Genomic DNA, 19031 nt, shown 5'->3' on the forward strand with positions numbered 1-19031 from the left:
CGTCGTCGTGCCTACCCGCGCCTGTTCACAGCGAGCTCGGCACGACGAACAGCCCCCAGGTGACGAGCGGGCCGACCAGACTGATGCCGAGCCCCCAGACCATGAGGCGACGGAAGACGAAGTCGCGTTGTTCCGCCGGGGTGTTGGCGGTCACGAGTGCCCCGCTGGTGGAGAAGGGGGAGGCGTCCACCACCGACGCGGAGATGGCCAGTGCGGTGATGAGTCCGACGGCTCCCACCTCGCCCGCGAGCAGGAACGGCACGGCCAGCGGGATCAGCGCGCCGAGCATTCCGGTGGTCGAGGCGAAGGCGGAGACCAGGGCGCCGATGAGGCAGATCAGGAGGGCGCCGACGAGCGGTGCGTGGATGGACGCGACCTGCTTGCCGAGGTAGTCGATGGTGCCCATGCGCTCCATCTGGCTCACGTACGTGACGATGCCGCAGACCAGCAGGACGGTGGACCATGCGCAGCGGTCCACGGCACCGGTGACCGATTTCGGGGAGACCAGGGACAGGACGACGGTGATGGTGAGTGCCATCAGGCCGACGTCGAGGTCGAAGAAGAGCGCTCCGGCGACGAGGCTGAGCAGGCCGATGAGGGTGAGCGTGCGCGGGCCGTCGAGCCTGAGGGGCACTTCCTGTGCCGTGGGTGCGGCGGTCGCGGTTGCGGCCCCGGTGGCGGCGAGGGTGCGGCGGGGCGCTGCGCCCGCCTTGAGGAGTTGGCCGTCGGGCGGCGCCGAGGCGTCCGGGCGCGCGCCCTCGGCGTAACCGTTGCCACCGCCTTTGTGGTGCCCCGCGCGTTGCCCGAGCAATTGTCGGCCGCCGAAGGCGAAGAAGACGATGACGCACAGCGCCACGTTGAACAGGAACGAGGCGGTGAACAGGAGGGTCGGATTGCCGGGCAGGTCGTTCCGCTCGACGACGTTGTTGGTGATGCTGCCGAACACGCCGATCGGCGAGAAGCCGCCCGCACTGGCCCCGTTGGCGATGAGCAGGCCCATGAGCACGGGGTTGATGCCGTACGCCGCGGCGAAGCCGAGGCCGATGGGGGCCACTATGCCGACCGCGGCCGGGGTGACCGCGCCGACCGCGGTGAGGCCGGCGGTGACGAGGAACATGACCCAGGGGATCAGGGCGATCCGGCCTCTGACCGCCTTCACGGCCGCGTTGACGAGCCAGTCCACCGTGCCGTTGTTCTTCGCTATGGCGAAGAGGAGTGTGACGCCTACCAGGACGACGAACAAGTCGCCGGGGAAGCCGGAGAACAGGTCGTCCGTCGACTCGTCCGCCACGGTGGCGCCGACGATGAATGCCGCCACGAGCGCGAGGACGCCCAGGTGGACGGCGGAGAAGGTGGCGACGGCGAAGACAAGGACCAGGGCGATGATGGAGATGACTTGATCTGACACGAGGGCTCCCTTGCCGTCGGCCGATGGTCATTCGCGGAGCGCCGTGGCACATGACGAAGGGTGCGCGTGGCGCGGGGGAGTGCGCGGCGGATGGCGGCGCGCACGGACGTCCGCCCATGGGCCGAAGGAGCCCAGGGGGATAGGGAATTCCGCCTGACGGAATCGTGCTTTCGCAATGGGGAGTATTGGAGCGGGCTTCCGGGGCGTCAAGGGGGGCGCCCGAATGCGTTGCGGAGGGCGGAGGCTGCTAGAGCCCGGGTCTCGGGGTGGTGCTCGGGGTGTGTTCCAGAGCGTGTCCCAGGGCCGCGCTGACCTGTCGCGCCGTCTCGCTCACCAGGGTTCCGTACGTGGCGCTCGCCTCCGGCGTCATCCGGCTCGTCGGCATGTTGACGCTGATGCTGGCGACCGGCGTGCCCGACTCGTCCCGCACGGCGGCCGCGACCGCGGACACGTCGTCCCGCCACTCGCCGCCGTTGGTGGCGTACCCTCGCTCCCTGATCCGCGCGAGCTCGGCGAGCAGCCGGTCCTTGTCGGTGATGGTCGAATCCGTGAACTCCTCGAGGCCCGAGTCCAGGTGACGGCCGATCACTTCCGGCGGGCTGGCCGCGAGGACCGCCTTGCCGTTCGCGGAAGCGTGGATGGGCAGTTGGGTGCCGAGCGCCAGGATGATCCGTACCGGCTTGGAGGTCTCCAGGCGCTCGATCAGCACCACCTTGTCGCCGTCCGGCACGGTCAGATGGACCGTCTCGTCGATGCGCCGCCGCAGCTCCTCCATGAGCGGCAGGGCGACGTCGCGCAGGCTCAACTCGCCCGTGGCGCGGCGCCCGACCTGCAACGCCTTGGTCGTCACGACCCAGCGGGTGACCTCCCCGGCGGCCGGACGGATCCAGCCCGCCTCGTGCAGTGTGCGCAGGGCGCGCTGCGCCGAACTCTTGGGCAGCTCAAGGCTTCTGGCCAGGTCGGCGACGCCGATCGGCTGCCGCGCGGCGACCTCTTCCAGTACGCGAAGTGCATTGAGAACGCTCTGCATCCGTTGACTCCCCACCGGGTCGGCCCTACGCTCCCCGTGCCACCTTACGACACACCGTGCCACTATGTGGCACGAATTTCAAGGGAGTTGGCCACTGTGACCTCTCGACCCGGGCGGCACTTCCTGCAGATACCAGGCCCCACCAACGTCCCCGACCAGGTGCTCCGCGCCATGGCGGCGCCGACCATCGACCACCGCGGCCCCGAATTCGCCGCGCTCACCACGGAGTTGCTCGCCTCGCTGAAGCCGGTCTTCGGCACCTCGGGCCCGGTCGTGATCTTCCCCGGCTCCGGCACCGGCGCCTGGGAGGCGGCCCTGGTCAACACGCTCAGCACCGGGGACCGGGTGCTGCACGTGGAGACCGGCCACTTCGCCACGCTCTGGCAGCAGATGGCGACCAGTCTCGGGCTCTACGTCGACTTCCTGCCCGGCGACTGGCGCCACGGCGCGTCCCCCGAGGCCGTCGCCGAACGCCTGGCAGCCGACACCGCTCGTACGATCAAGGCCGTCTGCGTGGTGCACAACGAGACGTCGACCGGCGTGACCAGCAGAGTGCCCGAGATCAGGCAGGCGATGGACGCGACCGGCCACCCCGCGCTGTTGCTCGTGGACACGATCTCCTCGCTGGGTTCGATCGACTACCGGCACGACGAGTGGGGCGTGGATGTCACCGTCGCCGGGTCCCAGAAAGGGCTGATGCTCCCGCCGGGACTCGGCTTCAACGCGGTGAGCGAGGCGGCCCTCGCCGCCTCCCGCACGGCACGGCTGCGCAAGTCCTACTGGGACTGGCAGCCGATCATCGAAGCGAACCGGCGCGGGTTCTTCCCGTACACCCCCGCCACCAACCTCCTCTACGGTCTCGCCGAAGCGCTGCGGATGCTCCGGGCGGAAGGCCTTCCCGCCGTCTTCGCCCGGCACGACCGGCATGCGGCGGCCACCCGGACTGCCGTACGCAGCTGGGGACTTGAGGTGCTGTGCGCCGACGACCGCGAGCACTCGTCCTCGCTGACCGCGGTGCTCATGCCCGAGGGTCAGGACGCCGACAAGGTACGCGAGATCGTCCTCGAACGGTTCGACATGTCCCTCGGCGCGGGCCTCGGCAGGCTCGCCGGACGGATCTTCCGCATCGGCCACCTCGGCCACTTCAACGACCTGACGCTCGCGGGCACGCTCGCCGGGGTGCAGATGGGTCTGCAGCTGGCGGGCGTACGCATCGACCCCGGCGGTCTCACCGCCGCCCTGGACGTCCTGCGCGCCGAGTGACGGCGGCCGCGCGCCCGCCGAACTCCCCATCCCGCCGAGGAGGCCCCCGAACATGACCGTCACCGAGGGCGACAGCCCCACGCACGACAGCCCCACGCACGACAGCCGTGCGCATGAAAGCGCCGAGTCGGCGAGCGCCGAGTCCGAGGAGCAGGCCCGTGGGCTCCGGCGGGACCTGGTCCGGGATCTCGACGGAGAGGTCCAATTCGACGCGTACACACGGCATTTGTTCGCCAGGGACGCGAGCATGTACGCCATTACGCCGATGGGCGTGGTCTTCCCCCGGCACGCCGACGATGTCGCCGCGGCGGTCGCGGCCGCGGCGGCACACGGGGTGCCCGTCGTGCCACGCGGGGCCGGGACCAGCCTCGCGGGCCAGACCGTCGGCCCCGGCCTCGTCCTCGATCTCTCCCGCCACATGAACCGCATCGTGGAGCTCGACCCGGGCAGCGGTACGGCTCTGGTCGAGACGGGCGTCGTACAGGACCAGCTCAACCGCGCCGCGGACCCGTGGGGCCTGATGTTCGGCCCGGACACCTCGACCAGCAATCGCGCCACCATCGGCGGGATGATCGGCAACAACTCGGCAGGCAGCGGGTCGGTGCGTTACGGCATGACCATCGACCACGTCCGCGAACTCGACGTAGTGCTCGCGGACGCCAGCCGGGTGCCCCTCGGCCAGGTCGGCGAGGCCGAACGCGTCCACCGCGCCGAACAGCCGACCCTGGAGGGCGCCCTCTACAGGGAACTGCCCGAGATCGTGCGAGCCAACGCCACCGCCATCGCCGAGGGGTTCCCGGAGCACTGGCGGCGGGCCTGCGGCTACCGCCTCGACCGGCTGGCCCGCGAGGGCGCCGCCTTCGACCTCGCCAAGTTCGTCGTCGGCTCGGAGGGGACCCTCGCCGTCGCGACGAGCGCCCTCGTCGACCTGGTGCCCAAGCCCCGCCGCACGGTGATCGCCGTCGGCCACTTCGCCTCGGTGGCGGGAGCCATCGCGGGTACGCAGGATGCGCTGGCCTGCGATCCCGCCGCCGTGGAGCTGATGGACCGTACGATCCTCGAGCTGTCCCGGCACAAGATCGAGTACGCGGCGCTCGGCGACATCCTGGAAGGGAAGCCCGAAGCCCTGCTCTTCGTGTCCTTCACCGGCGACGAGGAGGGCGAACTCCTGGACCGGATGCGCCGCCTCACGAAGCTCTGGGCCCGGCACGGGCACGGCTATCACACCCTCCAGGCGGTCACCCCGGCCCAGCAGTCGTCCCTGCTGAAGGTCCGCAAGGCAGGGCTCGGGCTGCTCATGGCGGCCAGTGAGGGCACCCGGCGCCCGCTCGCCTTCGTCGAGGACACCGCCGTCGACCCGGTGCATCTCGCCGACTACACCCGCAGGTTCAAGGACGTCCTTGACCGGCACGACATGACGGCGGGCTTCTACGGCCACTGTTCGGTCGGCTGTCTGCACATCCGGCCCTACCTCGACCTCACCGACCCGGCCGACATCGGCCGGATGCGGGCGGTCGCGGAGGAGATCAAGGATCTGGTTGCCGAGTACGGAGGGGTGAACTCCAGCGAGCACGGCGACGGACTCGCCCGCAGCGAGTTCAACCGGGAGATCTTCGGCGAGCAGCTGTACGAGGCGATGCGCCAGGTCAAGCGGCTCTTCGACCCCGACGGCGTGCTCAACCCGGGCAAGATCGTGGACGCGGCGCCGATGACGGAGAACCTCCGCGACGCGGCCCTGCCGCCCGCCGAGCCCTTGCGCACCCGGCTGTCCTTCGAGGTCATCGGCGGTGGTGCTGGTGCTGGCGCGGGTGCTGGTGGTGGCATGCGCGCGGCGGCCGACCGGTGCATGAACATCGGCCTGTGCCGCAAGTCGGGCAGCGGCGCCATGTGCCCCTCGTACATGGCCACCCGCAAGGAGGAGGACTCCACCCGCGGACGGGCGGGGGCCCTGGTCAAGGCCCTCTCCGAGCCCGACCCGAAGTCCGCGCTCGGGGACGAGCGGCTGCACGAGATCCTCGACCTGTGTCTGATGTGCAAGGCATGCAAGAGCGAGTGCCCGCTCGGCGTCGACATGGCCACCCTCAAGAGCGAGACCCTCTCGCACTACCACGACACCCACGGAGTGCCGCTGCGCACCCGCCTGTTCGGAGCGATCCGACTCCTGAACCGCCTGGGATCGGCGACGGCACCGCTGTCCAACCTCCTGGGCCGCATCGCACCGGTACGTCGGCTCCTGGACCGCGTCGTCGGCATCGCTCCCCAGCGCCCGCTTCCGGTGTTCGCGCGCCGCAACCTGCTGCGCTGGCACAAGCGTCGGCGCCGGACGCCCGCCCCGCACCCGGTCACCCAGGGCACGGTCACGTACCTCGCCGACTCCTTCACCACGTTCACCGAGCCCGGCATCGGCCGCGCGGCCATCCAGCTCCTGGAACGGGCGGGGTGGCAGGTGCGCCTGGAGAGCGGCGGCTGCTGCGGCAGGTCCAGCCTCTCCAAGGGCCTGGTCGACGACGCGAAGAACAAGGCGCGCCAACTCGCCCACGCCTTGCGGCAGTCGACGGAGTCCGGCTCGCCGATCGTGGGCTGCGAACCCTCGTGCCTGATGACGCTGCGGGACGAACACCGGTTGCTGCTGCCGGACGACACCGCAGTCAAGGACATCGCCAGGAGGGTGCGCCAGGTCGAGGAGCTCCTCGTGGAGGCCATCGACGAGGGGCGGCTGCGACTCCGCGCCGACTCATGGCTGGCCGGGCGCAAGCTGCTCTACCACGGTCACTGTCACCAGAAGGCAGAGGTGGGCACGGCCGCGACCGTCGCGCTCCTCAACCGCATCCCGGGCGTGACGGTGTCCGAACTCGACGCCGGGTGCTGCGGGATGGCGGGTTCCTTCGGCTTCGAGTCCGAGCATTACGAGGTGTCGATGACGGTGGGTGAGGACCGCCTGTTCCCCGCGATCGAGGCGGAGTCCGCCGACACGGTCGTGGTCGCCACCGGTGTCTCCTGCCGCCAGCAGATCTTTCACGGGACCGAGCGGAACGCTTGGCATCCGGTGGAGTTGTTGTGGGAGGTGGTGGAGGGGGTGGGGTGAGCGTTTCGTCAGCCTGGAATCCTGCGTAGGTACTGGGTGAGGGTTCGGCCAGGAATCGACCCGGAGGGAACGCGGCTTATGGTGACGCCCCCCATGGCTTCGTAGAAGGGCTCAGCGTTCGGGTCCGCGTCAATGGTGAACTGGGTGAACCCCAGCGCCTCAGCCGTCTCGACGGCATGAGTGAACAACAGACGGCCGATGCCCTCCCCGATGGCACATGGGTCGACGAACATCATGCCCAGCACGCCCTGCGGCGGCGCACCCTCCAACGTCGCGAAGCCCACGACTCTGCCGTCCCGCTCGGCCACCGCCGTTCGGCGCCCGGCAAGTTCCGCGTCTCTGAGTGTGAGTTCGTCGCGGCACGACTCAAGGAACTCGGCGTCGTACCCCCAGTGCCCCTTGGAGCGCAGCGCCAGATCGGACAGGAGGCTTGCTTCCCCGGGCCGAGCCGGTCGGATTGAGATTGTCACCCATGACCTCCACAGAGCCTTCGCCGTCACGCCATGATCCGCGCAGGGGCGGCTGAACGACAAGGCGATATTTCGAGGAGAAAGCTTTGGGGACGAGCGGGAACAACCGATCCTGCCAGCACTGTTCATCGACCGGGGGACCGGCGCGGGCCCTCGGGACCGCGGTGCCCCCGCCGCGTACTCATATCGAACGTTTGTTCACTCATTGTCCACAGGAGGACTTTTCATGGCTGACCGGCCTTTGACGCTCATGGCAGTGCACGCCCACCCCGACGACGAGGCCACCGGAACCGGAGGGATCCTCGCCCAATATGCGGCGGAAGGCATTCGCACGGTTCTCGTGACGTGTACCGACGGCGGTTGCGGTGACGGGCCGGGGGGTGTCAAGCCCGAAGACCCCGGTCACGACCCCGCGGCCGTCGCCTCGATGCGCCGTCAGGAACTGAAGGCGAGCTGCGAGGTCCTGAAGATCAGCGACCTGGAGATGTTGGACTATGCCGACTCCGGGATGATGGGCTGGCCGAGCAACGACGCCCCCGGTTCCTTCTGGCAGACCCCCGTGGAGGAAGGCGCCGCCCGACTCGCGGAGCTCATGCGGCACTACCAGCCGGACGTGGTCGTCACCTATGACGAGAACGGCTTCTACGGCCACCCGGACCACATCCAGGCCAACCGCATCACGATGGCGGCGCTGGAGATGACGGGGCTGACGCCCAAGGTCTACTGGACGACGATGCCCCGCTCGATGATGGAGCGGTTCGGGCAGATCATGCGCGAATTCCACGAGGACATGCCGGAGCCGGACCCTGCCGAGACCGCCGCCATGGCCGAGATCGGCCTCCCCGACGACGAGATCACCACGTGGGTGGACACCACCGCGTTCAGCGGCCAGAAGTTCGACTCGCTGGCCGCGCACGCCAGCCAGGGCGAGAACATCTTCTTCCTCAAGATGGGCAAGGAGCGGTTCGGCGAGCTGATGGGCATGGAGACCTTCGTGCGTGTCCAGGACACCACGGGCGCGCCCGTACCCGAGAGCGATCTCTTCGCCGGACTGCGCTGATCCGTCCCACCCGAGCGGGAGCCGGGCGGTGCCCCCGAGCGTGCGGCCTCAGCCGTCGTCGACGCGGTGATGCCCTGCTCCTGTGAGGGGTGGTTTCCTCCCGGCGTCTCATCCCGTGCTGCGGATTCGATCCTGCGCAGTGACGTTCACCGGCTAGATTCGTACGGTGATCCAGGGGGCAGGGAACGTGGATCACGAGGCGAAGGGGGACGCCGTGCTGCGTGTGCCGCTGACCCGGGACTTCCGGTTCATCCATGAGCCGCTGCCGGTCGGCGACACCTCCATACCGGTGCTCGGGAACGAGGAACTCGTCGCGGCGCTGCACGAGCGCTTGATGTACTCGCACGGCGGCACCTTCTTGGTCACCGGATTCCGGGGCGTCGGGAAGACGACACTGGTGATGCGCGCGCTGGCGCAGGCGGCGTCTCGAACGGGTAGTAGTGAGGGCGGTCCCGGCGGTCCCGGCAGTCCCGCCAAGGACGGCGAGCGTGTCGCGCTGCTCGCCGTGCATCTGAGCGTCGCCCGCAGGATGGATCCTGACCAGCTGCTCTTCGCCATCGTGCGCCGAATCTTCGAGGCGCTGGATGACGAAGGGCTCTTCGGACAACTGCCGCCCGACGTACAGGAATCACTGCTCCTGGCCTACACCCGAACCTCGCTGTCCTTCACCCAGACGCAGTCCGAGGGCAGCGAGCGCGGCGCCACCCTCGGCGTGGCTCCTCAGGGGCCTCTCGCGTCGGCCGCCCCCACGCTGGGCCTGACCGGCCGACGCACACGGACACGTACGACCGAGGCCGCGTTCCTGGCCTACTCGGAGACGGACGTCGAGCACGACCTCATGCGCATCGTCCAGCTGCTCTGCGGCCACCGCCCCCGGCCCACCCGGGGGCGCCTGTTCCGCAGTCGCCCGCGGTTGAGGGTCCATCCGGTCATCGTGCTCGACGAGGTCGACAAGCTGACCGACAACGACGAGGAAGCGATCGCGGACCTGGAGCGGCTGCTCGGTTCGCTCAAGAACGTGCTCACCACGCGTGGAGCCCACTTCATCCTGGTCGCGGGGCCCGACCTGCACGACCGGGCGCTGACGGACGTGGACCGGGGCAATGGTCTGTACGAGAGCGTGTTTGCCTGGCGTATGTATGTGCCCTGCCTATGGGCGGCGCCGAAGCGGCTGGTGCGGGAACTGTCCGAACGGGGGAGGACGGAACTCGGGTTCACGCCGGAGCCGACCCGAGCCGTGGGCCTGGCCCCGGCCCCCACCATCCACTTGAACGTCCCCGAAAGTGAACCGCCCCAACTCGCCACCTTGATAGCCCACTTGAACTTCAAGTCGCGCGGTGTCCCGAGGCGGCTGCTGCAGGAGTTCAACTCCCTGGTGACGTGGGACGACACAGGACTTCCCTGGCTGCACATCGGTGAGCGGGACTGGCAACGGGTCCAGTTCTACGACCACTTGAATGCGCTCCTCTCGGACACCATCTCCTCCGACACGACGAATCCGCTGTCTCCCGTGCCCATCAACGAAGACCGGTGGCGGCTGGGCGCCTATCACGTGGCGGACTGGGCATTACGCAGCCGCGGCCGCGTCTTCGCGACCCAGGACATCACTGCGGATGGTCAACTCGACCCGCTGTTGAAGGTGGACGGACCCACGGCGGAGCGGCTGCTGCGCGATCTCGTACGGGGCGGTGTCCTCGAGGTGGTGAGTGAGCCCGGCCGGGCGGATGCCACCCTGTACGGAAACGCGGCGGACGCTGCGATCACGTACTACCGCCTCACCGACACCTACTCCCGGAAGATCGCCGGACTGGCTCTCCACAATGAGGACGAGAGAGCCGATCTGGGCCTTTCGCCGCCTGTGTCGCCGAGCGGATGGAGTGCCCCGACCACCGTGCTCCTGCGCGCGCGGCCGAACGGCGAGGCCGTCATGGTGCCGCAGCAGTCCGCCCGCCCCGCGGACCCCCAACCCTCCCTCCCTCCGGTCACCCGGCTCAACGATCGGTACGAGGTGCAGCGGATGATCGGGGCCGGAGGCATGGGCGCGGTCTATCGCGGTCGTGACCTGCGCACCGGGGGAGCCGTGGCGATCAAGCTGCTGCACGCCTGGTTGGCCGACGACGAGGCCGCCGTGCTGCGCTTCCGGCGGGAATGCGAGATCGGTCCCCGCGTGCGCCATCCCAACGTCGTACGGTCCTTCGAGGCCATCGAGTCTCCGGAACCGGCACTCATCATGGAATTGATCGAGGGACAGTCGCTCAGCCAGTTGCTGGAGAGAGGGCACCTGTCCCTGGCGGATGTCGCCGGGGTTGCGCGCGGGGTCGGTGAAGCACTGGACCATCTGCACTCCATGGGCATCTCCCGTATCGACCTCAAGCCGTCCAACATCATCGCCCACCCGACCCGCGGCCCGGTGATCATCGACCTCGGCCTCGCTCACCCCCAGGCCCCGTACGACCGCAGGACGCAGTCCGGGGACGTCGTGGGCACGGTGTTCTACATGGCACCCGAGCAGATCCGCTCCGCACTCGCTGCGGACATCAGGTCGGACCTGTATTCCCTGGGCACGGTCCTCCACGAGTGCGTCACGGGGCAGCGGCTCCGCACCGGCACCAACGCCCTGGACGTGGCCTTTTCCATCTTCCACGATCCCGTGTACGTCACCGACCTGCCCGTCTCCACAGCCATGCGCGAGGTCATCGGCACCTGCCTGGCCCACGACCCGGCGGACCGCTACCAGGTACCCGGCGACTTCCTGCGAGCCCTGGCCTCCACACCGGAAGCACAGGAGGCACCGGCATGGCAGCGGCGCGGTCGTGAGGGCGGGTGAAGGTGTGGTCGGCGGACCACCTGGTCTGGGTGCTACTGCTCAGACCGGCTGAGTAGCAGAGCGCTGCCCCGCATTCCGCCCGGCGGCTTTGATCGACGGCATGAAGTCGAAGATCGTGGTCCCCGTGCTCGGTGTCGCCCTGGTGGCTCTCCTCGGGCTGACGGCCAAGGCGTGCGAGGCGATTCAAGGCGGGCCCGTGCACAGCACCGAGGAGTTCCGTGACCATGTCCGGGCCACCGCCCGGGCCGGTGAGGATACCTACCGCGCGCTGTCCCCGGCACCGGCCAAGGCGCCGTACGCCTCCCGGCAGGGCAGTTCCTCGTGTGTGGACGACTTCGGCTTCGACGACACCGGCGTCAGCCGGGACGAGCCCATCCTCACCTGGGACCTGGACTTCGCCGCCGACGACGACTACCGCGCGGCGCTGACATCCCTCCGAGCCACCTGGCGCAAGGACGGCCGCACCGTCGAGAAGGTCGACAACGGCATCGCCACCACCCTCGATGACGGCATCCGGGTCACCCTCCACCTCGACTACTACGACGGCGAGCCCGAACTGCGCGCCGAGGGCACGTGTATGCGCTACCGGCACAACTACGGCGATGCATACGACTACATGTACGACGACAACGGAGACGGGACGGTCGACGAATACGAGCGGCCGAACTGAGCACGTGGGAGCACGCGTGCGGCAGCCCAGGTCCTCATATGGGCCGCCCCGAAACAAAGTATTCCACTGCCACTCCGGACTCGGGCAGATCCCCGCCCTTCGACCGCGCCATAGGCCCCGCCACCGCGAGTTCGAGTCACCGGCCGAGGGTCGCCTCCGCCCGTTTCACCGCTTCGCTCTGGTAGCTCGCCAGCTCGGCCAAGGCTGCTCGGTCCTTCTTTGGAAGAGTGGCGATGAGTGCCTGTCGCACCCGCACAGCTGCTCCGGGGACATCGGCCTCGATGGCGCATTCTCCGTCGGCAACGGCGACCCTTTTCTCGCGCTTACGGAATTCTTCCTTCCACTCCCCCTTTCGGTGTTTGTTCTCCAGGAAGCGCCGGGTCAGTGAATCTCGCGCCTTCTCCGGAGTTCTGTACGCATACCCGCGTTCCAGCATGCACGCCTGCCAGGCAGACATTGCGGCCGTGTACTCCCGGGCTTTGGGCACCTTGGCGTCGAGGCGGCCGTTGAGGGCTTCAGGCGTGTAGTACATGCGGGCCCACACCGTGACGTCACCGGTCAGATCGCGGCGGGCCTCGGCGTCGCAGCCCTGCCGCTGTACACGTACGGTCCCGGTGCCCGTCGAGACGTCGTCGCCGGAATCCGCAGGGCCGGAGAAGGCCAGGTCGAAGTTGCGCTTCCGGTCCGGTGACAGGTCGGTGTAATACGGGGCCGGTGGCGGTCCCGACTGCCGGGGCGTGGTGGCGATGGCGTAGCCGTGCCTCCTGCGGCCGGGGAGGTCAACGACTGCGGTGGTGTCGTCGAGCGACGTGGGCAGCGCGGCCCGTGTTGCGGGGTAGGTAAAGCCCTTGTCCTTCATGCATCGATGGACAAGCGCGTTGACCGCCGTATCCAGGGTCTGCTGGGCTCGCGGCCAAGTCCCCGACCGAGTCACCATGTCGAGCGCCTCAGGGCTCAACCGCCCGCTGAACGCGGGCGGCTTCGGCAGCGGTGTTGCCGCGGTGTCCGGCTGCGCCGAGGCGCAGCCGGACACCGCGGCAAGGGCGGCCATGGTGAGCCACGGCACCCTTGGGGGTCGCCTCATCACCGCGGCGTGCACCAGTGGTTGGAGCTGATCGTGTCGTTGAACGCCGGGTCGTTGTATCCGACGGGCGGCGCCGCCCCGAAGTCAGGAACCTGGTCGTTCCTGCCGAGGCTGTGATACCGGCCGTTGTAACTGGCGTCCGTCCAGTAGTAGACAGTGCACTCCCTGCCGCGGTTGGCGATGGAGCTGATGCAGTCGTTCCAGGTGCCGCCGTGGCACTGACTCTGCGAGAAGCTCCTGAAGTTGGGGTTGTCGCCCGAGACGCGGCCCCGGGCCCCGCCGTAGTTGCTGTTCACCCAGAAGCACGTATCTCCGGCCGCACAGGTGATGAGCGCCTCCGTGTTTTCGTCGGAGTTCGCTGTGGCGGGCGCTGCGGTGAGACCACCGAGCACCAACAGCGTGGATCCTGCGGCTGCGGCCAGTGTCTTTCGCATGGCTGTCCTCTCTTCTTTTGTGGAGGCTTGGGGTGGGGTTCTCGTGCGGCCGGCTCCGCCGTCGCGCAAACGCGCCCAAGCGAGCCCTACGAGGTGCACCACGTTCTGGAACGGGTGGTGTTGTCGAGGGCAGGGTCGTGTGAGTCCGTGGTGCGCGCGGAGACCTGAGCGACGAGCCCGGCGGATCGGCTCTTTCGTGCCCGCAATCTGGCTGGGCAGCCCCTTTTGACATGACGGGGCCACCGAGAACATCGGTCGTGTTCGTGCGCTCCATGCTCGCCACTCCAAGCCGGAGGCTGCGATGGTTTCGGCTGTAGCCGAACTGTCCTGGCAGGCACAGCAGTTGAAAGTCGCACGGGCCGTTTGACCAATGGGGGGGGGGAGGACGCTTGCTGCGGCTGCACTTCACTGCCGAAGACCTGCTGCAAGTGACGTTCGCGGCCGATCCCGCGCCGCTGATGGAACTGGGCTTCGCCGTGGCGTTGCTCCAGCACGGGACGGTCGCGCAGTTCGCGCGCTGGCAGCGGAAGACACGGGCGGCCTTCCCCCGGGAGGCGACCGCCCTGTTCGGTCTCGTGCCTCCCACGGCGCGGGGCCCGATGTTCCTCGATCCGCTCAGCAGAGGGCTCGAGGAGGGGCTCGACCGAATCCGGGCGACACCCCCCGCCCGTGTGCGGGCCGAACTCGGCCGGGTGTGCCCCACGCACCGGCCGGTCACCCCGTGGATCAAGGATCTCGCCGCTCAGGAGCGGGAGGCCTGGCAGACCCTCGAACACGCACTACGTACGGCCCACTCAGCGCTGGTCAACGAGTCCTGGAGCCGTATCGAGGCCGGGTTTCAGGCTGAACGCGCCTGGCGTACACGGCTTCTGGCCAGAGATGGCATCCGTACGACACTGGCCGGACTCGCGGTCGGCGCCAGATGGGAAGGAACGACGCTCGTCTTACCCCGACCCGATGACGCCGAGGTCGCCCTGGCGGGCCACGGGGTGGTGCTTCTGCCGTCCGTCCTGTGGCCCAGGCCGATGGTGGCTCTGTACGACGACGCGCCCAGCATCCTGATCTACCCGGGCGTCACCGCGCTCCCGTTGCTGGAAGAGGTCCCTGCCGATCCCCTGGGAGTCCTGCTGGGCCGGACGCGGGCAGCGATCCTGGACCTTCTCCCGCGTGCACACAGTACGTCGGACATCGCCAAGGAGCTGGGCATCAGCAAGTCCTCCGCCTCCGAGCACACCAAGACCCTCCGGGACGCCCGCCTCATCGTCACCCAGCGCGACGGCAAGGCCGTCTGGCACTCCTGCACACCGCTCGGCCTGGAACTGCTGCGGGGAGCAGGCACCTCCGGGTTGAGATGATGCTTGCTGCCCGGCCGTGCGCGGTCGACCGGGATGGGCCCTCCTTTGGGCCCCGTCGGGCGGCCCGAGGGATAACCGCGCCTATGAGCGTGTGTTCTTGGGGCCGCGCAGGGCGATGCAGACGGACAGGACGCCCATGATGGCGGCGCCCGCCCACATGGCCTGCTGCCAGCCCTCGACGAAGGACTGCTGGGCCGCGTGGAGCAGGTCCGGTGCGTGCGTCCCGGTGCTGCCCGCCACCTCGACGGCATTGGCGACGCCTTCCCGGGCGGTGTCCGCGGCTTCCTGGGGGATGCCGTGCAGCCTGTCGTCGATGGCGCCGCGGTAGCCGTTGGACACGAGCGCGCCGAGCAGGGCGACGCCGAGTGCGGTCCCGAACTCGCGAGTGACGTCGTTCAGGGCGGAAGCGACACCCTGCATCGCACGCGGCAGCGAGGAGGTGATGGCCTCCGTGGACGGGGTCATCGACAGGCCCATGCCGACGCCCATGGCGAGCAGGCCGGGCAGGACCGACAGGTAGCCGCCGCCGACGGAGACGAACAGGGCCATGAGCGCCATGCCGACACCGGCCAGCGCGACGCCCACCACCATGGTCGAGCGGGCGCCGACAGCTGCGGCCAGCTTGGGGGCCAGGCCGGAAGCCATCATCATGGCGACGGCCATGGGCATCATCGCGACGGTGGACAGCAGGCCCGACCAGCCGAGTACGGCCTGGAAGAACGGGAAGAGGACCACGCCGATGCCCGCCTGGACGCCGAAGACGACCAGCAGCGTGATCGAACCGCCCGCCAGCCCGCGCTCCCGGAACAGCCGTACGTCCAGCAGCGAGGCGTCGCGGCGGTGCAGCTCCCACGCCACGAAGCCGAGGGCGGCGATGAGGCCGACGGCGAGGCCGATCAGCGTCCCGGGGGCGGTCCAGCCGCGTTCGGGGCCTTCCTGCAGGACGAATATGAGGCCGACCACGGCGACGGTGGAGACCAGGGCGCCGACGGTGTCGAATCGGTGGCCCGAGGCCTCGCGGGAGTCGGGAACAGCCCTCAACGTCATGGCCAGGGCCACGAGGACCAGGACCACCGGCAGGGCGAACAGCCAGCGCCAGTCGGCGACATCGACGAGGAGCGCGGCGAGGAACATGCCCAGAATGCCGCCGCCTCCGGCGACGCCGGTCCACACGCCGATCGCCTTGCCGCGCTGCTCCTCGGGGAAGGTGGAGGTGATGACGGCCAGCGTGATCGGCATGATCATGGCGGCACCGATGCCGCTGGCCGCGCGGGCGGCGAGCATCACCTCTGCCGTGGGGGCCAGGCCCGCGACGACGGTGGCGACGCCGAAGACACTCAGCCCGGCGACGAGCATGGGCCTGCGGCCCAGCCGGTCACCGATGGCGCCGAGCGGCAGCAGCAGGGCGGCGAGGGCAAGGGTGTAGATGTTGATGATCCACAGCACCGTGCTCTGGGAGGCGTCGAATTCCACGGCCATGTGGGTCTGGGCGACGTTCAGCCCGGTCACCGAGGCGATGACCGCCATCAGGGCGATGGAGACGGTGATGAGGATGGTGCGCAGCTGACGGGGGTCGGGGACGTCTTCGGTGGGGGCTTGGGCGGCCTGTGCGGTCTCTGAGGCTTGGGCGGCCTGGGCCGGGTGTACGGCCTGTGCGGGCTCGTTGGTACTCATGGGCTTCTCTCCAAAGAAGGGCGGACCAGCTGCATGCATGCGACGCTAAGCCGCCCTTGCTGCAAAGGCATACGATGTTGCCCATGAGGCAAGACGATGGAGATCTGGACAGCCTCGTACGCAAACGCATCCGCGCCTTGCGGGTCGCGCAGGGATGGTCGCTGGAGGAGCTGGCCTCCCGCGCCCACCTCAGTCAGTCCTCACTGAGCCGCATCGAGAACGGCCAGCGCCGTCTCGCACTGGACCAGCTGGTCACCCTCGCCCGCGCCCTGGACACCACGCTGGATCAACTCGTGGAGACCGCCACCGACGACGTCGTGACCAGCCCGACGGTCGACGGCGCCCACGGCCGACTGCGCTGGACGGTCAAGGCCGACCCCGGGATGAGCGTGGTGCGCCAGCGCATGACCGAACCGCCGCCGGAGAACCCGGCGCGCATGCGAGCCCACCCGGGCCGCGAATGGCTCGTCGTCCTGTCCGGCACGGCGATCCTCATGCTCGGCCACCGCCGCTTCCGCCTGGAGACCAACCAGGCCGCCGAATTCCCCACGATGATGCCGCACGCGATCGGCGCCGAAGGCGCACCCTGCGAGGTCCTGGGCATCTTCGACCGCGACGCGCGCCGCGGCCACCAGCGAGACGGTGACGGCGAAGCCCAAGGCGCTCCCGGCTGACGGCGCTGCCGACTGACGGCGCCGGGCCGCATGACGGCCTCCCCGGTGGTGCCTTCTTGCGCGTCGGGCAGCGCTCCCGACCATCATCTTGCGTAAACGGGGACGCTTCGCGCCGCAGACGCAAACCCCTCGTAACGTGACGAGCATGAACCACACTCACCCCCACACCCACCCTCACGCATCCGCATCCGACGACCAGGCGGAGATCCTCGACCTGGATGCCGAAGTACTCGCCGAGCACATCGCCTCGATCACCGCGTGGCTGCCGCTGCAGACCGCACCGCGCCACATCGTGGACCTGGGCTGCGGCACGGGCACGGGCACGTTCGCTCTCCTCGACCGCTTTCCCGACGCACACGTCACCGCCGTCGATGCGTCCGCCGAACACCTGCGGCGCCTGCGCGCCAAGGCCTGCTCCCGCGGCCTCCAGGAGCGCGTACGCACGGTGCAGGCCGACCTCGACGAGGCTGCTTGGCCCGACCTCGGCTCACCGGACCTGGTCTGGGCGTCGGCGTCGATGCACCACATGGCCCACCCCGACCGCGCACTGCGCGCCGTCCACGACTTGCTCGCGCCCGGCGGCCTCTTCGCCGTCGTCGAACTGGCAGGACACCCCCGCTTCCTCCCCGAGAACGCCCCCGAGGACCGGCCCGGTCTGGAAGAGCGGATCCACGCGGAGGTCGACCGCCTCCAGGTCGAACACATGCCCCACCGCGGCGCCGACTGGAGCCCGCTGCTGACCGCCGCGGGCTTCACGGTCGAGGGCGAACGCATCATCGCCGTCAACATCGAAGGCGCTCGTACTGAAGGCACCCACACCGAAGACGCCCGCACTGAAACGATCGGCCGCTACGCCCTGAGCGTCCTGCAGCGGATCCGCACCGCCGTCGCCGACACGCTCGCCCCCGACGATCTCGCCGCGCTCGACCGGCTCCTCGACACCAGCAGCTCCCACAGCATCCTGCGCCGCGACGATCTGACGGTACGCACCGAGCGCACCGTCTGGGCCGCCCGCCGCACCTGACGTCATGAGCCACCCCGCCGGGCTCTCGCGCGGGTCAGCCGGATTCCCGGACACCGTGATCCAGGACCACCACAATGGCAGCACGGTCCGCTGTCGCCACGGTGACTGCGTACCAGGACATCGTGTGGGCGCGTGGAAAGGGGAAGACGTGAGTGCGAGACAGCACCCGTCAGATGTGTCCGGCAGACTGAACACCCGGCTCGCGCACAATGCACGGGTGTGGAACTACTGGATCGGCGGAAAGGACCACTACGAGGTCGACCAGCAGGTCGGTGACCAGGTCTCCACGATGTTCCCGGTGATCCGGGACGTGGCCCGCGCAGACCGCGGTTTCCTGGGCCGCACGGTCCGGTTCCTGGCCGCCGACTGCGGAGTGCGCCAATTCCTGGACATCGGCACCGGATTGCCGACCCTGGACAACACCCACGAAATCGCCCAGCGGATCGCGCCCGACTCCCGGATCGTCTACGTGGACAACGACCCCATCGTGCTGGTCCACGCCCGCAGCCTGCTGGTCGGCACCCCTCAGGGAGCCACCGACTACATCGATGCCGACATCCACCACCCCGACCGCGTCATAGCGGGCGCCTCGGCAACTCTCGACTTCGAGCGGCCCGTTGGCGTCATGATGCTGGGCATCCTCAACTTCATCCTCGATACGGAACGGGCCCAGGAAATCGTGCGCGAGGTCATGGCCTCGGTCCCCTCGGGCAGCTATCTCGCGGTGACGCACCCGACCACCGACACCGACCTCGGGGGTGAGGGCAACGTCGAGGCCATGAAGTTCTGGAACGAGAACGCCACGCCACCGATCACTGCCCGAAGCCGTGCGGAGATCAGTGCGTTCTTCGAGGGGATGGACCTCCTCCCGCCCGGACTGGTGTCGTGCTCGCAATGGCGCGTCGAGACGGAATCCGCGGACGTGACTCCCCAGTTCGGCGCAGTAGCGGTGAAGCCCTGACGGGACGCTGCC

General features: G+C 69.1%; 15 protein-coding genes. 9 read left to right on the plus strand and 6 right to left on the minus strand.

From position 1 onward, the window contains the following. Positions 1-25 precede the first annotated feature (25 nt). Together ABZV77_RS13200 and ABZV77_RS13205 are read right to left on the minus strand one after the other, a co-directional pair. Positions 26-1408 carry an SLC13 family permease gene (locus ABZV77_RS13200; protein ID WP_356254742.1) on the minus strand — a complete coding sequence of 461 codons (1383 nt, stop codon included), beginning with the start codon at positions 1406-1408 and terminating at the stop codon, positions 26-28. A 247-nt stretch (positions 1409-1655) separates the two neighbouring features. After that, complete coding sequence (locus tag ABZV77_RS13205; protein ID WP_356254745.1) at positions 1656-2438, minus strand: IclR family transcriptional regulator; 783 nt, start codon at positions 2436-2438, stop codon at positions 1656-1658. A gap of 96 nt (positions 2439-2534) precedes the next feature. Here ABZV77_RS13205 and ABZV77_RS13210 point away from each other — a divergent pair, with 96 nt between their 5' ends. After that, positions 2535-3701, plus strand: coding sequence for an aminotransferase class V-fold PLP-dependent enzyme (locus ABZV77_RS13210; RefSeq protein WP_356254748.1), 1167 nt, complete (start codon positions 2535-2537; stop codon positions 3699-3701). Positions 3702-3753: 52 nt separating this feature from the next. After that, on the plus strand, positions 3754-6786 hold the full coding sequence (locus ABZV77_RS13215) for an FAD-linked oxidase C-terminal domain-containing protein (RefSeq protein WP_356254751.1): 3033 nt from the start codon (positions 3754-3756) through the stop codon (positions 6784-6786). Positions 6787-6794: 8 nt separating this feature from the next. On the opposite strand, the gene ABZV77_RS13220 is transcribed toward ABZV77_RS13215, so the two are convergent. Further along, positions 6795-7256, minus strand: coding sequence for a GNAT family N-acetyltransferase (locus ABZV77_RS13220; RefSeq protein ID WP_356254754.1), 462 nt, complete (start codon positions 7254-7256; stop codon positions 6795-6797). A 226-nt stretch (positions 7257-7482) separates the two neighbouring features. Here ABZV77_RS13220 and ABZV77_RS13225 point away from each other — a divergent pair, with 226 nt between their 5' ends. The 3 genes from ABZV77_RS13225 to ABZV77_RS13235 all read left to right on the plus strand — a co-directional run bounded on the left by ABZV77_RS13225 (position 7483) and on the right by ABZV77_RS13235 (position 11813). Further along, the gene (locus tag ABZV77_RS13225) at positions 7483-8316 is read left to right on the plus strand and encodes a PIG-L family deacetylase (RefSeq protein WP_356254757.1); all 834 of its coding nucleotides are present in this window, start codon (positions 7483-7485) and stop codon (positions 8314-8316) included. A gap of 187 nt (positions 8317-8503) precedes the next feature. Then, positions 8504-11143, plus strand: coding sequence for a serine/threonine-protein kinase (locus ABZV77_RS13230; RefSeq protein WP_356254760.1), 2640 nt, complete (start codon positions 8504-8506; stop codon positions 11141-11143). Between the two features lie 100 nt (positions 11144-11243). Beyond that, a complete protein-coding gene (locus ABZV77_RS13235) occupies positions 11244-11813 on the plus strand; it encodes a hypothetical protein (protein ID WP_356254762.1) in 570 nt (189 codons plus the stop codon). 136 nt (positions 11814-11949) lie between these two features. Here the strand turns inward: ABZV77_RS13235 and ABZV77_RS13240 are convergent, their stop codons facing one another. Next, the gene (locus ABZV77_RS13240; RefSeq protein WP_356254765.1) at positions 11950-12864 is read right to left on the minus strand and encodes a hypothetical protein; all 915 of its coding nucleotides are present in this window, start codon (positions 12862-12864) and stop codon (positions 11950-11952) included. 32 nt (positions 12865-12896) lie between these two features. Further along, a complete protein-coding gene (locus ABZV77_RS13245; protein ID WP_356254767.1) occupies positions 12897-13331 on the minus strand; it encodes a peptidase inhibitor family I36 protein in 435 nt (144 codons plus the stop codon). Positions 13332-13720: 389 nt separating this feature from the next. Between ABZV77_RS13245 and ABZV77_RS13250 the strand changes: the two genes are divergently transcribed. Then, positions 13721-14686, plus strand: a complete 966-nt coding sequence (locus tag ABZV77_RS13250; RefSeq protein WP_356254770.1) for a winged helix-turn-helix domain-containing protein — start codon at positions 13721-13723, stop codon at positions 14684-14686. A gap of 81 nt (positions 14687-14767) precedes the next feature. Here the strand turns inward: ABZV77_RS13250 and ABZV77_RS13255 are convergent, their stop codons facing one another. Next, the gene (locus tag ABZV77_RS13255; protein ID WP_356256018.1) at positions 14768-16213 is read right to left on the minus strand and encodes an MFS transporter; all 1446 of its coding nucleotides are present in this window, start codon (positions 16211-16213) and stop codon (positions 14768-14770) included. Positions 16214-16434: 221 nt separating this feature from the next. Between ABZV77_RS13255 and ABZV77_RS13260 the strand changes: the two genes are divergently transcribed. The 3 genes from ABZV77_RS13260 to ABZV77_RS13270 all read left to right on the plus strand — a co-directional run bounded on the left by ABZV77_RS13260 (position 16435) and on the right by ABZV77_RS13270 (position 19019). Further along, on the plus strand, positions 16435-17034 hold the full coding sequence (locus ABZV77_RS13260) for an XRE family transcriptional regulator (RefSeq protein ID WP_356254773.1): 600 nt from the start codon (positions 16435-16437) through the stop codon (positions 17032-17034). Positions 17035-17179: 145 nt separating this feature from the next. Beyond that, positions 17180-18058, plus strand: coding sequence for a class I SAM-dependent methyltransferase (locus ABZV77_RS13265; RefSeq protein ID WP_356254776.1), 879 nt, complete (start codon positions 17180-17182; stop codon positions 18056-18058). Between the two features lie 148 nt (positions 18059-18206). Further along, positions 18207-19019, plus strand: a complete 813-nt coding sequence (locus ABZV77_RS13270) for an SAM-dependent methyltransferase (protein ID WP_356254779.1) — start codon at positions 18207-18209, stop codon at positions 19017-19019. Positions 19020-19031 lie beyond the last annotated feature (12 nt).

The organism is Streptomyces sp. NPDC004732 (genome assembly GCF_040609235.1).
Classification (GTDB): Bacteria; Actinomycetota; Actinomycetes; order Streptomycetales; family Streptomycetaceae; genus Streptomyces.

Coding starts and splice junctions, on each gene's coding strand:
- ABZV77_RS13205 (WP_356254745.1), bottom strand. CDS start 2,438: ATGCAGAGCGTTCTCAATGCACTTCGCGTACTGGAAGAGGTCGCCGCG.
- ABZV77_RS13215 (WP_356254751.1), top strand. CDS start 3,754: ATGACCGTCACCGAGGGCGACAGCCCCACGCACGACAGCCCCACGCAC.
- ABZV77_RS13225 (WP_356254757.1), top strand. CDS start 7,483: ATGGCTGACCGGCCTTTGACGCTCATGGCAGTGCACGCCCACCCCGAC.
- ABZV77_RS13235 (WP_356254762.1), top strand. CDS start 11,244: ATGAAGTCGAAGATCGTGGTCCCCGTGCTCGGTGTCGCCCTGGTGGCT.
- ABZV77_RS13240 (WP_356254765.1), bottom strand. CDS start 12,864: ATGGCCGCCCTTGCCGCGGTGTCCGGCTGCGCCTCGGCGCAGCCGGAC.
- ABZV77_RS13245 (WP_356254767.1), bottom strand. CDS start 13,331: ATGCGAAAGACACTGGCCGCAGCCGCAGGATCCACGCTGTTGGTGCTC.
- ABZV77_RS13255 (WP_356256018.1), bottom strand. CDS start 16,213: ATGGCGGTCATCGCCTCGGTGACCGGGCTGAACGTCGCCCAGACCCAC.
- ABZV77_RS13260 (WP_356254773.1), top strand. CDS start 16,435: ATGTTGCCCATGAGGCAAGACGATGGAGATCTGGACAGCCTCGTACGC.
- ABZV77_RS13265 (WP_356254776.1), top strand. CDS start 17,180: ATGAACCACACTCACCCCCACACCCACCCTCACGCATCCGCATCCGAC.